The organism is Streptomyces sp. NPDC017890 (assembly GCF_044328675.1).
Classification (GTDB): domain Bacteria; phylum Actinomycetota; class Actinomycetes; order Streptomycetales; family Streptomycetaceae; genus Streptomyces.
This window is the reverse complement of sequence record NZ_JBIRHU010000007.1, coordinates 237,541-250,324: the sequence shown is the minus strand read 5'-3', so window position 1 is coordinate 250,324 and position 12,784 is coordinate 237,541. Positions and strand designations below refer to the sequence as shown.

General features: G+C 72.5%; 13 protein-coding genes. 5 read left to right on the top strand and 8 right to left on the bottom strand.

Annotated features, from left to right (window positions below; all coding sequences use genetic code 11):
- Nucleotides 1-70 precede the first annotated feature (70 nt).
- Nucleotides 71-814 (top strand): GntR family transcriptional regulator, encoded by a 744-nt coding sequence (locus tag ACH4F2_RS11900; protein WP_398132566.1) that lies wholly within the window; start codon nt 71-73, stop codon nt 812-814.
- 18 nt (nt 815-832) lie between these two features.
- Here the strand turns inward: ACH4F2_RS11900 and ACH4F2_RS11895 are convergent, their stop codons facing one another.
- Both ACH4F2_RS11895 and ACH4F2_RS11890 read right to left on the bottom strand, forming a co-directional pair.
- Nucleotides 833-1,558 carry a methyltransferase domain-containing protein gene (locus ACH4F2_RS11895; protein WP_398132565.1) on the bottom strand — a complete coding sequence of 242 codons (726 nt, stop codon included), beginning with the start codon at nt 1,556-1,558 and terminating at the stop codon, nt 833-835.
- A 4-nt stretch (nt 1,559-1,562) separates the two neighbouring features.
- The gene (locus tag ACH4F2_RS11890; protein ID WP_398132564.1) at nt 1,563-2,150 is read right to left on the bottom strand and encodes a PadR family transcriptional regulator; all 588 of its coding nucleotides are present in this window, start codon (nt 2,148-2,150) and stop codon (nt 1,563-1,565) included.
- 79 nt (nt 2,151-2,229) lie between these two features.
- Here ACH4F2_RS11890 and ACH4F2_RS11885 point away from each other — a divergent pair, with 79 nt between their 5' ends.
- The 3 genes from ACH4F2_RS11885 to ACH4F2_RS11875 all read left to right on the top strand — a co-directional run bounded on the left by ACH4F2_RS11885 (nt 2,230) and on the right by ACH4F2_RS11875 (nt 5,441).
- Nucleotides 2,230-2,631: a nuclear transport factor 2 family protein gene (locus tag ACH4F2_RS11885; protein WP_398132563.1), complete on the top strand. Its 402-nt coding sequence runs from the start codon at nt 2,230-2,232 to the stop codon at nt 2,629-2,631.
- 363 nt (nt 2,632-2,994) lie between these two features.
- Nucleotides 2,995-4,134, top strand: coding sequence for a transcription termination factor Rho (gene rho / locus ACH4F2_RS11880; protein ID WP_398132562.1), 1,140 nt, complete (start codon nt 2,995-2,997; stop codon nt 4,132-4,134).
- Between the two features lie 122 nt (nt 4,135-4,256).
- Nucleotides 4,257-5,441 (top strand): D-alanyl-D-alanine carboxypeptidase family protein, encoded by a 1,185-nt coding sequence (locus tag ACH4F2_RS11875; protein ID WP_398132561.1) that lies wholly within the window; start codon nt 4,257-4,259, stop codon nt 5,439-5,441.
- 18 nt (nt 5,442-5,459) lie between these two features.
- Here ACH4F2_RS11875 and ACH4F2_RS11870 read toward each other — a convergent pair whose 3' ends face one another.
- Nucleotides 5,460-6,392, bottom strand: a complete 933-nt coding sequence (locus ACH4F2_RS11870; protein WP_398132560.1) for a glutaminase — start codon at nt 6,390-6,392, stop codon at nt 5,460-5,462.
- Between the two features lie 136 nt (nt 6,393-6,528).
- Here ACH4F2_RS11870 and ACH4F2_RS11865 point away from each other — a divergent pair, with 136 nt between their 5' ends.
- Nucleotides 6,529-7,587 carry a fatty acid desaturase family protein gene (locus ACH4F2_RS11865; RefSeq protein WP_398132559.1) on the top strand — a complete coding sequence of 353 codons (1,059 nt, stop codon included), beginning with the start codon at nt 6,529-6,531 and terminating at the stop codon, nt 7,585-7,587.
- A gap of 113 nt (nt 7,588-7,700) precedes the next feature.
- Here ACH4F2_RS11865 and crcB (ACH4F2_RS11860) read toward each other — a convergent pair whose 3' ends face one another.
- From crcB (ACH4F2_RS11860) to ACH4F2_RS11840, 5 genes are all read right to left on the bottom strand, one after another.
- On the bottom strand, nt 7,701-8,075 hold the full coding sequence (gene crcB, locus ACH4F2_RS11860; protein ID WP_398132558.1) for a fluoride efflux transporter CrcB: 375 nt from the start codon (nt 8,073-8,075) through the stop codon (nt 7,701-7,703).
- Nucleotides 8,072-8,548 (bottom strand): fluoride efflux transporter CrcB, encoded by a 477-nt coding sequence (crcB, locus tag ACH4F2_RS11855; protein ID WP_398132557.1) that lies wholly within the window; start codon nt 8,546-8,548, stop codon nt 8,072-8,074. Before crcB (ACH4F2_RS11855) ends, crcB (ACH4F2_RS11860) begins: the two co-directional genes overlap by 4 nt.
- A gap of 156 nt (nt 8,549-8,704) precedes the next feature.
- A complete protein-coding gene (locus tag ACH4F2_RS11850; RefSeq protein ID WP_398132556.1) occupies nt 8,705-9,028 on the bottom strand; it encodes an ArsR family transcriptional regulator in 324 nt (107 codons plus the stop codon).
- 125 nt (nt 9,029-9,153) lie between these two features.
- Complete coding sequence (locus ACH4F2_RS11845; RefSeq protein ID WP_398132555.1) at nt 9,154-10,716, bottom strand: arabinogalactan endo-beta-1,4-galactanase; 1,563 nt, start codon at nt 10,714-10,716, stop codon at nt 9,154-9,156.
- Nucleotides 10,717-10,756: 40 nt separating this feature from the next.
- A complete protein-coding gene (locus tag ACH4F2_RS11840) occupies nt 10,757-12,778 on the bottom strand; it encodes a beta-galactosidase (protein ID WP_398132554.1) in 2,022 nt (673 codons plus the stop codon).
- Nucleotides 12,779-12,784 lie beyond the last annotated feature (6 nt).

The following is a 12,784-nucleotide window of genomic DNA, read 5'->3' as shown; positions in this document are numbered from 1 at the left end:
ACCAATGGTACTTCTGGTGGCGCACCGAGCCCGCGCGGCTACCACACGTCACCGACCAGGAGGGCGCGGCATGGTCCGCACCACCCCGCAAGACCACCCCCTCACCGACGGACGGCCCCTGTACTGGCGGGTGGCCGCACAGCTGCTCGGCGAGCTGCGCGACGGGGCCGTCCCACCGGGCGAACGGCTGCCGGGCGAACGCCGGCTGGCCGAGCACTTCGGGGTGAGCCGGGAGACCGTACGGCAGGCCCTGGAGGTGCTGCGCCGGGACGGCCTGCTCGCCACCGACCGGCGGGGCAGCCACGTCACCCTGCCCGGGCCGCCGGCCCAGAGCCCGGCGTCCCTCACCTTCCCGGTGGGTGCCCGGGCCGCGGAGCCGTGCACCGGTGACCGGGCCACCGTCACCTGGGAGGCTCCGCCGCCGGAGCACGCCGCGGCACTGGGACTGGCGCCGGACCGGCCGACCCTGGTGCACCGCTACACTTCCGCGACCGCCGACGGACGCGCCCGGCGGACGGCCGTGACCTCGTTCTCCACCGTGGCGCTCGCCGAGGTCGAGGAGCTGGCCCGGTACCGCGACCGCGCGGACGGCGCCGCCTCGGCGCAGCTGAGGCGCACCTACGACTGGATGCGCAGGGCGGGCCTGACCCTGCACCACCGCGACACGATCACCCGGCTCGCGGACACGCCGTCGGTGCGGGTCGTCCGGCGGGTGCACGACCAGTACGCGCGGCCCCTGGAGATCACGGACCTTCTCGTGGACGCCCGGCAGGACGCGCTGGTCTACGAGTTCACGCTGCCGGCGGCCGGCTGACCCCGTCCGCGCACACCCTCACGGCAGCCGGCGGGCCACGACCAGCCGGGCGCGCGGGCTGCCGTCGGGCCGGCGCCCGAACTCGGGCAGGGCGTGCAGGTCCGTCCGGAAACCGGCGCGGGCCAGTTCCCGGCCCACGTCCCCGAGCCGGAAGGTCCGGTAGTACATGACGAACGGCGGCCGCCACAGCGCGTTGCGCACCCGCATCGCGGTGTCGAAGCCGAGCAGCGTCCAGTACCCCCGGGAGCCGGGGCGGGCCGGCGCGGCGACGGGGAAGGCGAAGCAGCCGCCCGGCCGCAGCACGGAACGCACCTGGGTGAACAGGCCCGGCAGTTCGCGGGGGAGGAAGTGCCCGAACGCCCCGAAGCTGACCACGAGGTCGAACGCGGGACCGAACGGCAGGGCGCGGGCGTCCCCGCGCACCCAGGAGACCGCCGGACCTCCCGGCACGGTGCGCTCCCGGGCGACCTGCAGCATGCCCGCGCTGAAGTCGACCCCCGTCACGCTCTCCCGGCACAGCCGCGCCAGCACGTCCACGCCCGCGCCGGTGCCGCAGCACAGGTCGAGTCCGGCGTCGAACGGCCCCGCCGGCGCCAGCGCCGAGGCCACGGCGTCGAGCACCCGGTCCGGCGTCCGGTACGGGGTGTGGTCGAACTTCGGGGCGAGCAGGTCGTAGCCGCGCTCGACCGACGACAGTGCCTGGACGGCGAGTTCGCGCAGGGTGGGGCCTTCGGGGCTGAACATCCGGTCAGCCTAGGGCCTGTCCGGTGGGCCCGGTGGGGGCGCGCCGCTCCCCCAGCACCGTGAGCACGCGCTCGCACCATCGGGCGTTCTCCCGCTCGAAGGTGATCCCGGCGAGCAGCGTGAGGTAGGGCCCGACGCGGTCCGACTCCCTCAGGTGTTCGTCCTCCGTCCGGCCGTCCAGGAGGCGCTCACGGACCCGCTCGTAGCGGGCCAGCTTGCCCAGGGCCCAGGCTCTGCGCTCCTCCACCAGTGCGCGGACCTCGACCGGGTCGACGCCGTCCATGGCCTGCATCTTGATCAGGAACTCGTCGCGGATGGCGGTGGGGCGCCGGGTCGGCTCGGCGGCGAAGGCGCTCAACTGCTCCCGGCCCTCCTCCGTGAGCGAGAACAGCCGTTTGGTGGGCCGGCGTTCCTGCGGCACCGTCCGCGCCTCGATGAGTCCGTCGCCCGCGAGGCGCTCCAGTTCCCGGTAGAGCTGCTGCGGCGTGGCGGGCCAGAAGTTGGCGAGCGAGACGTCGAACACCTTGGACAGCTCGTAGCCCGAGGCCTCGCCCTCCAGCAAGGCGGCCAGGACGGCGTACTTGAGAGACATGTCGACACGCTAGCAAGCGGCATCTAGTCTACTCTGCACCTATTCAATTAGTTTAATATCACTCACTTGAGGAGTCGAGATGCAGGCATTCCGCTCGGCGATCGAGGCACAGGACTTCGACGCGGTCGAAGCACTGCTGGCCGAGGACGTGGTCTTCACCAGCCCCGTCGTCTTCAAGCCCTACCACGGCAAGGCGATCACCGCGGCGATCGTGCGCGCCGTCGCCCGCGTCTTCGAGGACTTCCGCTACGAGCGAGCCATCGGCGAGGCGGACGGCAGCGACCACGCGCTTCTCTTCGCGGCGCGGGTGGGCGACCGCGAGATCAGCGGCTGCGACATCCTGCACCTCGACGAGTGGGGCCGTATCGACGAACTCACCGTGATGGTGCGCCCGCTGTCGGGCGCGCGGGCGCTGCAGGCGGCGATGAGCGCTCAGTTCGAGCGGATCACCCAGGAGGTCCAGGCACGGTCGGGCGGCTGAGTCCTGGCCTGCGCGTACGGAAGGCGGAACAGGCTCCGTAGCGGCCGCGTTGACGGGGCGGGGCGCATGCGGCGTCCCACCCCACCGCCATTGCAGCACTCCCTGTGGTACGGTGCATAGAGCACTTGTGTACGCCCCATCGGGGCGCCGGTGCGATTTTTCCTACGGTTCGCCGACCCGCCCGTCCTGTTGCGACCGGCGCGTCCGCTTCTCAGCGCAACCTTGTGCGCAGGGTCTTTCCCACTGTGTCCGAGGTGCTGTTCCCGCCGTCCGCAGGCGTGTCGTCCCGACCCCTCGCACGGTTTCTCTCTCCCCCTTCCTTCCGCATGGCCCCTGCCCGTGTCCTCGAAAGGACCGAACTCCATGACCACCACACTCGAACATCCCCCGGTGCAGCAGTCCCCGGCCGAGATCGCGCACGGTGTCCTCGACATCGACGCGGGCGGGAAGGGGCACCTGCGGGGCAGGAGCCTCCAGCCCGAACCGTCCGACCCCTCCCTCTCCCCCGCGCTGATCCGCCGTCATGGCCTGCGCAAGGGCGACCTGGTCGAGGGCGTGCGCGGCGACCGGCACACCCTGACCGACGTCGTCCGCGTCAACGGCCGCGCGCCCGACGGGCAGGGTGCCCGACGGCACTTCCGTGACCTGACACCGCTGCACCCGCACGAGCGGCTGCGCCTCGAACACCCGGCGGCCGGTCTGACCGGGCGGGTCGCCGACCTGATCGCCCCGGTCGGCAAGGGCCAGCGCGGCCTGATCGTGGCCCCGCCGAAGACCGGCAAGACCGTCCTCCTCCAGCAGCTCGCCGCCGCGGTCGCCGGCAACCACCCCGGCTCCCGCCTGATGGTGGTGCTGCTCGACGAACGGCCCGAGGAGGTCACCGACATGCGCCGGTCCGTGCGGGGCGAGGTGTACGCCTCGACCTTCGACCAGAGCGCCAAACAGCACATCGCACTGGCCGAGCTCGTGATCGAGCGGGCCAAGCGGCTGGTCGAGGCCGGTGAGGACGTCGTCATCCTCCTCGACTCCCTCACCCGGCTGTGCAGGGCGCACAACAACGCCGCCTCCTCCGGCGGCCGTACCCTCAGCGGCGGTGTCGACGCCGGGGCGCTGCTCGGCCCCAAGCGGTTCTTCGGTGCGGCCAGGAAGGCGGAGGAGGGCGGCTCGCTCACCATCCTCGCCACCGCCCTGGTGGAGACCGGCTCGCGTGCCGACGACTTCTACTTCGAGGAGCTCAAGAGCACCGGCAACATGGAACTGCGGCTGAGCCGGGAGCTCGCCTCCCGCCGGGTCTTCCCGGCCGTGGACATGACCGGCTCCGGCACCCGCCGCGAGGAACTCCTGCTGTCCGGCGCCGAGTCGGCCACCGTACGCGGGCTGCGGCGGGCCCTGACGGCCCGGGACGGGCAGTCGGGCCTGGAGACGCTGCTGGAACGGATGCGCCGGACGCCGGACAACGCCACGTTCCTGCGGCACGTCCAGCCGACGCTGCCCGCCGACTGACGCACCGCGCGCCGGGCGACGGCGCCCCGGCGTCCGGCCTCCCCTGCGGCATCCGGGTGCTTGCGCGCGCGACTCGGCCCGGGCAGCGCGGCGGTCCGTGGGTCCGTTCCTACGTTTGCGGTGTGACTATCGGATTCTCGCTCCGGGCGGCTCGATCCACCTGGGCACTCTGTGTCGCGGGACTGCTGACGCTCATGCCCGCCGCCGCGGCCGCCCGTGCCGAGATGCCGGACCCCGGCCCGCCCGGGGGGCCCCGGGCGGCTGCGGCGCCGCAGCCGTCGCTGCTGCACCGGTCCGGCACGCAGGTCCGGCCCCGGCCCGGAGCGCCCGGGGTCCCCGATGTCTCCGCGCTGTCCTGGGTGGTGGCCGACGCGGGCAGCGGCGACGTGCTGGCGGCGCACGACGCGCATCGCAGGCTGCCGCCGGCCAGCACCCTCAAGACGCTGTTCGCCCTCACGGTGCTGCCGGTCCTGCCGGGCGGCATCCGCCACGAGGTGAGCGCGGACGAGCTGTCCGGCGTCGGCCCCGGCAGCAGCCTGGTCGGTGTCGTCGCGGGCCGCACCTACCGCGTCTCCGACCTGTGGAACGGCGTCTTCCTCAACTCCGGCAACGACGCCGTCCACGTCCTGGCGTCGCTCACCGGCGGCTGGAGCGCCACGGCGGCCAGGATGCAGGCCGAGGCCCGTGCCCTCGGCGCCCACGACACACACGTGCGCTCACCCGACGGCTACGACGCGCCGGGCCAGGTGTCGTCGGCGTACGACCTGGCGGTCTTCGGCCGGGCGGGGCTGCGCAACCCGGACTTCGCACGGTACTGCGCCAAGATCGACGCGATGTTCCCCGGCCGGAACGGGGACTCGTACGGGATCGTGAACACCAACCGGCTGCTCACCGGGGAGGACGGCGTGAAGCCGTACCCGGGGCTGATCGGCGTCAAGAACGGCTACACCAGCAACGCCGGCAACACACTGATCGCCGCCGCCCGCCGTGACGGGCGGACCCTGGTGGTGACCGTGATGAACCCGCAGGAGGGCGGCGGCCACACCGTGTACGAGGAGGCCCGCTCGCTGCTCGACTGGGGATTCGAGGCGACCGGGAACGTCGACCCGGTGGGTACCCTCGCGCCCGGGGACGTCCGGCCCCGGCAGGGACCGGAGGCCGCACCCGCGGCGGTCACGACGGCGCGCCCCTCGCAGGACGACCCGGGCTGGCCGCAGACCGGCGCGATCGTCGGCGTCGCCGGGCTCGGCGCGGGAGTCGTGGCACTGGCACTGCGGCTCAAGCCGGTTCGGAACAGAGGGAGTTGACGCCTTCCGGCCACCCGTTCAGAAGACGGACAGTCCCGTGAGCGTGGTGAAGCGGTCGAGCGCCGCCACCCCGGCCACCGAGTTGCCCCGCTCGTCCAGGCCGGGACTCCACACGCACAGCGTGCAGTGGCCCGGCACCACCGCGATGATGCCGCCGCCGACCCCGCTCTTGCCCGGCAGACCCACCCGGTAGGCGAAGTCGCCGGCCGCGTCGTACGTCCCGCAGGTCAGCATCACCGCGTTGACCTGCTTGGCCTGGCTGCGGCTCAGCAGCCGGGTGCCGTCGGCGCGGATGCCGTGCCGGGCCAGGAACCCGGTCGCGAGGGCGAGATCGGCGCAGGACGCGGCGATGGAGCACTGGCGGAAGTACTGCTCCAGCAGCACCGGCACCGGGTTGTCGATGTTGCCGTACGACGCCATGAAGTGGCCGAGGGCGGCGTTCCTGTCCCCGTGCGCGGTCTCGGAGGCGGCGACCTCCTCGTCGTAGGTCAGGCCCGGGTTGCCGCTCTCCGCACGCAGGAAGGCCAGCAGTTCGCCAGCCGCGTCCGAGGTACGGGTGTGCAGCCGGTCGGTGACGACGAGGGCGCCCGCGTTGATGAACGGGTTGCGCGGGATGCCGTTCTCGTACTCCAGCTGCACCAGGGAGTTGAACGGGTTGCCGGACGGCTCGCGTCCCACGTGCTCCCAGAGGGCGTCGCCCTCCCGGGACAGGTCGAGGGCGAGGGTGAAGACCTTGGTGATGGACTGCGCGGAGAACGGCTCCCGCCAGTCCCCCACCCCGTACACCGTGCCGTCCGGCTCGGCGACGGCCATGCCGAAGCGGCGCGGGTCGCAGGCGGCCAGCGCCGGGATGTAGTCGGCGGGCCGACCACTCCCGGGGGTCCGCTCGATCTCCTCGGCGATGCGCTCCAGGACCGGCTGGAAGGTCGTCCGCGTACTCATGATCACCATTCTTCCTCCGGGCCGGTCCCGCCGCACCGCCGGGCGGTGATGCCGAGGACCGCAGTGCCGGGGTGGGGCTAACCGCACCCCGCTTCGGGGGCAGACGTCATTCTGCGGCCGGGAAGCCGTGCCCATACTGAGGTACATGGCTAATCCAACGGTGCTCATCGAGAGCCTGCCCCCGCGCGAACAGGAAAAGGGACGCGACAAGGGAAGCGACTTTTCCGAACTCTCACGGCGAATGACCGCCGCGGGGCTGCTCCGGCGCCGCCCTCTGTACTACACGGTGCGCTTCGGCGCCGTCGCCCTCGCGCTCGCGGGCGGTGTCGCCGCCCTTCTCACGCTGGGGAACAACTGGAGCCAGCTGTTCGTCGCGGTGGCGCTGGCCGCCGTCTTCGGCCAGCTCGCGCTGGCGGCACACGACCTGGCCCACCGGCAGGTCTTCTCCCGCCGCCGCCCCAGTGAGGCCGGCGGCCTCCTGGTGGCCAACCTGCTGCTGGGCATGAGCTACGGCTGGTGGATGAACAAGCACACGCGCCACCACGCGAACCCCAACCACGAGGAGAAGGACCCGGACGTCTCGCCCGACATCCTGGTCTGGTCGCAGCGCCAGGCGAGCAAGGCCAAGGGGCTTCCCGCCTTCGTCGGGAAACACCAGGCCGCCCTGTTCCTCCCGCTGCTGACGCTGGAGGGCCTCAATCTGAGTTTCAACAGCTTCAAGGCGCTGCGCAGCCCGCACATGAAGCGTCCGGTCGTGGAGGGCACGCTGCTCGTCGCCCACTTCGTCCTCTACTTCGGCGGGCTGTTCACACTCCTGTCCCCCGGCAAGGCGCTCGCCTTCATCGCCGTGCACCAGGGCCTGTTCGGGGTCTACCTGGGCTCGGTCTTCGCGCCCAACCACAAGGGCATGCCGATGATCGAGGAAGGCACGCGGCTCGACTTCCTGCGCCGCCAGGTCCTCACCTCACGCAACGTGCGGGGCGGTGCGCTGGTCGACGTCTTCATGGGCGGGCTCAACTACCAGATCGAGCACCACCTCTTCCCCAGCATGCCGACGCCCGCCCTCGGCAGGGCCCAGGCCATCACCGAGCGGTACTGCGCCGAGCTGGGCGTGCCGTACTGCCAGACGGGACTGTTCGCCTCGTACGGGCAGGCGCTGCGGCACCTCAGGAGCGTCGGGGAGCCGCTGCGCGACGCCCGCTGAGAGGCGGGTGCGTGCCGGCCAGGTCTCGGCGTGCGGCGGTCGGCTGTGCAGCCCGCCCGCGCCGAGCAGCCCGAACAGCCCGAACAGCCCGAACAGCAGGACGGTGCCTCGCCTCATGCCCAGAGCACGTCGGCCAGTGCCACCCCCGCGCACGCCGCTCCCAGGCCGGCCGCCACACTCACCGCCACGTTCACTGCGGCCAGGAGGCGTGCACCCGTCTCGGCCAGCCGGAGCGTCTCGTAGGAGAAGGTCGAGTACGTCGTGAGGGCACCGCAGAGCCCGGTCCCGAGCAGGAGACGCAGGTCGCAGCCCGCGGCTCCCGCGAGCGCCGCGCCGGTCAGCAGGCCCAGGACCAGACAGCCGACGACGTTGACCGTGAAGGTGCCCCAGGGGAAGACCGAGTCGTGCCGGGACCGCACCGCGCGGTCGGTGAGGTAGCGAAGCGGGGCACCGGCCATGCCGCCCACGACGACCAGCAGCCAGTTCACGACGGCCTCCTGCCCCGCGGGTCCGTCTGCCCGCCGGTGCCGGGTGCCAGCAGGCGTCGGGTCGCCCAGGTGGTGAGCCACACCGCCGTGAGAGCCGCGAGCGGCGTCGCGGCGAGGTAGGCCAGGCCCGTGCGGAGCTGGTCGGCGGCGAAGAGGTGGCGGATGTCGACGGCGTAGGCGGAGAAGGTGGTGAAGCCGCCGAGCACGCCGGTGCCCAGGAAGGGCCGGACCAGGCGGTGGGCGTCCCACACCTCGGTGACGACCACCATGAGCACACCCATCACGGCGCAGCCGGCGACGTTGACCCAGAAGGTCGTCCAGGGGAAGCCGGTGGTCTGCGTCGGCCACCACAGGGAGGCCGCGTAGCGGGCGGCGGCACCGGTGCCGCCGCCGAGGGAGACCGCCACGACGACCGGCGCCTGGGTGCGCCAGGCGGGCCGGACGGCGGCGCTCTCGGTGTTCGGGGCTGTCATGGGCCGTACGTCTCCTGCTCGCCGGGCAGCGGGTTCCCCGTTCGCACGCGGGGACCGTTGGCGGCTGTGCCGCGGTCCGGGTACGGCGGGCCCACCGCCGCGCCGCGCGCCTCCGGGCCGCGGCCGACGGCCAGCTTAACGCCGGTGCGCCCCCGGTCACCTCTCGGGGGAGGGCGCCTCGCAGGCGCCGGTTGACCAGCCCTTCTCGAACATCCGCGCCACCTCGGCGATCCGCACGTCGTCGCGCCGGTAGTACGTCCGGCGGCCGATCCTGGTGGCCTGGAGCAGCCCGAGCCGCGCCAGCAGTTCGAGGTGCGTCCCGGCCACCCGCCGGGACACACGGAGCTTCGCGGCGACGAGCTCCACGCGGACGCCGTGCGCGACGACGTCCGCGTGGTGCTGCGGCGGGAAGTGTGCGGCCGGGTCCTTGAGCCACTCCAGGATGACGAGACGCGTGCCGTGCACGGGGATCCTCAGCATCCCGTCCTCCCTCCGCCCGGTCCCGGCGGTACCGTGCCCTTCCACTGTCCCGCAGCCGGGGCCCAGCTGTCCGGGTCTCCGGCGCCTTGCCCGGTGCGGGAGGTGCGCGAAGCGCACGGAAGGTGTCAGCGGTGGCGGAACCACGCCGCCGCCGGCAGCACCCTGTCGTCGTAGCCGAACAGGGCCTGGTTCTCCCATCCGTTGCCGGAGGACGGGTCGGCGGGGTCCCAGCCGTTGCCCTCCACGGCGGTCCAGGTCGCCTCCCAGTAGAAGACGCCGAGACCGCGGCCGTTCGGGACGGCCTCCACGATGTCCGCCACCGTGTTCATCCACGCGCTCTGCCCGGCCGGGGTCGCCGGGTAGCCGGGGACGAGCTCGCCCGCGACGTCGATGATGTTCTCGTGCGCGTCCTCGCTGTCCAGCCGGAACGGGTAGGCCGTCTCGGCGACGAACACCGGCTTCCCGTATCGGGCGGCCGCGTCGTCCAGGGTGGTCTGGAAGTCGGACAGCGGACCGTGCCAGTACCCGTAGTACGACAGGCCGATGGCGTCGAACCGGACGCCGTGCGCGACGGCGTTGTCGAACCACCAGCGGGTGCCCGCCAGGTCGCCGCCCTTGGCGAGGTGCAGCGCGACGGGTGTGTCCGCGTCGACCCTCTTGACCGCGTCGTATCCGCTGTTGATCAGCCCGGCGAGCTGTGGCCAGTTGTCCGTGGAGCCCTCGTTCCACAGCATGCCGCCGTTGATCTCGTTGCCGACCTGGACCATGTCGGCGCCGGTGCCCTGCGCCTTGAGCGCGCCCAGCACGTCGTACGTGTGGCGGTACACGTCCGTCTTGAGCCGGCCGTAGGTGTGCCCCGCCCAGGCGGCGGGCCTGCTCTGGGCGCCCGGGTCGGCCCAGGTGTCCGAGTAGTGGAAGTCGACCAGGAGTTTCATGCCCTGCGCCTTGACGCGTCTGGCGGTCTCCAGCACACGTGCCTTGTTGTTGTAGCCGTCGGCCGGGTTCACCCAGACCTTCAGGCGGGCGTAGTTCATGCCGGCGGACTTCAGGATGCCGAGCGCGTCGCCCTTCGCGCCGGAGGCCGTGCGGTAGACGCCGCCCTTGGCCTCGCTCTTGGCGAGGGACGAGACGTCGGCCCCCTTGACCGGCAGTCCGGCCGACGTGCCCGGCGTGAAGGTCAGGTCGTCGACATTGATCCAGTTGCCGGCGTTCGCGTCACTGTTGACGCTGATGGTGCACTGGTTGCCGGTGACGTCGACGGGTACGACGATCCGGATCCACCCACCGGCGGACACCGGGAGGCCGGTGCGCTGCTCGGTGCCGCCGCAGTTCTTCAGGGCTATCCAGGCGGCGTTCTGGCCGCCGCCGGAGCGGACCCAGGCCGTCAGCCGGTAGCTGCCGTCGGTGAGCCCGGAAAGGTACTGATACGTCTCGACCCGGTACGCGGACGAGGACCAGTGACTCAGGCGGTTGCCGCCGCCGTGGCCGCCCGCCTCGGTGTACGAGGCGCCGGTCGAGCCGTACTCCGACCAGCCTGTGGGAGTGGCCGCTCCGCCGGTGTCGGCCTCGAAGCCGCCGTTGGTGAGGGTGCTCGCCGCCCGGGCGGTCTGCGCCGGCAGGGCGGTGAGGGCGAGCCCGGCCACGAGCAGCGGCAGCAGGGCCTTGAGGGTGCGTCTGGGATGGAACATCGTCGTCCGTCGTCCCTTCGACGTAGGGGATGAGTGGTGGCTAGCCGTCGAGCCGTACGACCCGGACGGCGCCGGCCGGGACCGCGAGACGGCCCGCGGCGCGTTCCCCGGTCAGCAGTTCGGTGCCGGGTGCGTCCAGCGGCACCTTGGCGTCCGAGGCGGTGTGGTTGATCGCGAACAGGTAGGTGCCCGACTCGCCGGTGCGGCGAACGACTTCGACGTCACGGGGCAGGTCGGTGCGCGGGCTGATGCGCGCGTCCTCGGCCGCCCGGCCCAGGACGGCGTCCAGGCCTTCCACGCCCAGGCGGGTGGAGACGTACCAGGCGGTGCCCTCGCCGAGGCGGTGCCGGGTGACGGCGGGCCGGCCCGCGGCCAGGCCGTCGGCGTACGTCCACACCGGCTCGGCGCCGCGTGGCACGACGAACTCCGTCCACACGTCGGCGCTCAGCCCGGAACCGTCCGGGCCGGTGATCCGCACCTGCTCACCCGCCAGCAGGGGCGAGAACTCCTCGACGGTGAGGCCCAGCACGTCCCTGAGCACGCCGGGGTAAGCGCCCGCGTGGACGGCGTCGTGCTCGTCGACGATGCCGGAGAAGTACGAGACGACGAGGGTGCCGCCCCTCTCGACGTACTCCCTGAGGTTGTTCCCGGCCGCCTCCGTCGTCAGGTACAGCGCCGGGACGACGACAAGGGGATAGGCCGACAAGTCGGCTTCCGGGTGGGCGAAGTCGACCGTGAGGTGGCGGTCGTAGAGCGTCTCGTAGAAGGCGTCGGCGCGTTCGCGCGGGTCGTGGTCCTCGCTGGGCCGCCACTGGAGGTTCTGCGCCCACCAGGAGTGCCAGTCCCAGACCATGGCCGCGTCGGCCTCGGTGCGGGTGCCGCGGACGGGGTTCAGTGAGTCGATGGAGGCGCCGAGTTCGACCGCCTCGCGCCACACGCGCGTCTCGGTACCGCCGTGCGGCAGCATCGCCGAGTGGAACTTCTCGGCGCCGCGCCGCGACTGCCGCCACTGGAAGAACATGGCGCCCTCGGAGCCGCGGGCCACGTGGGACAGGGAGTTGCGGGCCATCTGGCCGGGGGCCTTGGCGGGGTTGCGGGGCTGCCAGTTGACGCCCGAGGTGGAGTGTTCGAGCAGCAGCCAGGGCGCGCCACCGGCGACGGAGCGGGTGAGGTCGGCGGCCATGGCGAGGTTGACGTGGGTGCGGCGGCCGTCGGTGATCAGGTAGTGGTCGTTGGTGACGAGGTCGACCTCGCGGCCCCAGGCCCAGTAGTCGACGGAGTCGCACTGGCTGAGGGCGGTCATGAAGTTGGTGGTGACGGGGACGCCGGGTGAGAGGCGGTGCAGGATGTCCCGCTCCGCGCGGAAGTTCTCGCGCATGGTGGCGTCGGCGAAGCGCTTGTAGTCGAGCGCCTGGGCCGGATTGCCGACCGTCGGCGTCAGGCGCGGCGGATTGATCTGGCCGAGGTCCGCGTAGCGCTGGCCCCAGAAGGCGGTGCCCCAGGCCTCGTTGACGGCGTCGACCGTGCCGTACGTCGTCTCCAGCCAGCGGCGGAAGTGCGCGGCGCAGGAGTCGCAGTAGCAGGCGGAGACGGGAACGCCGTACTCGTTGTGGACGTGCCAGAGTGCGAGCGCCGGGTGGGCGCCGTAACGCTCGGCGAGCCTGGTGGTGATGTTCGCGGCGGCGGCGCGGTAGTCGGCGTTGCTGTGGCAGATGGCGCCGCGGGAGCCGAACTCGTACCGCACTCCCTCGGCGGTCACGGGCAGGGCCTCGGGGTGGGCCCGGTAGAACCACGCGGGCGGGACCACGGTGGGCGTGCCGAGGTCGACGCGGATGCCGTTCTCGTGCAGCAGGTCCAGCAGTCGGTCCAGCCAGCCGAAGTCGTAGGTGCCCGGGGCGGGTTCCAGCAGCGCCCAGGAGAAGATCCCGGCGCTCACCATCGTGACGCCGGCCTCGCGCATCAGCCGGACGTCGTCCTGCCAGACGTCCTCGGGCCACTGCTCGGGGTTGTAGTCCCCGCCGAAGGCGAGCCCGGTGAGGCCCCTGGGGGTGGTCTCCGGCATGGCTGG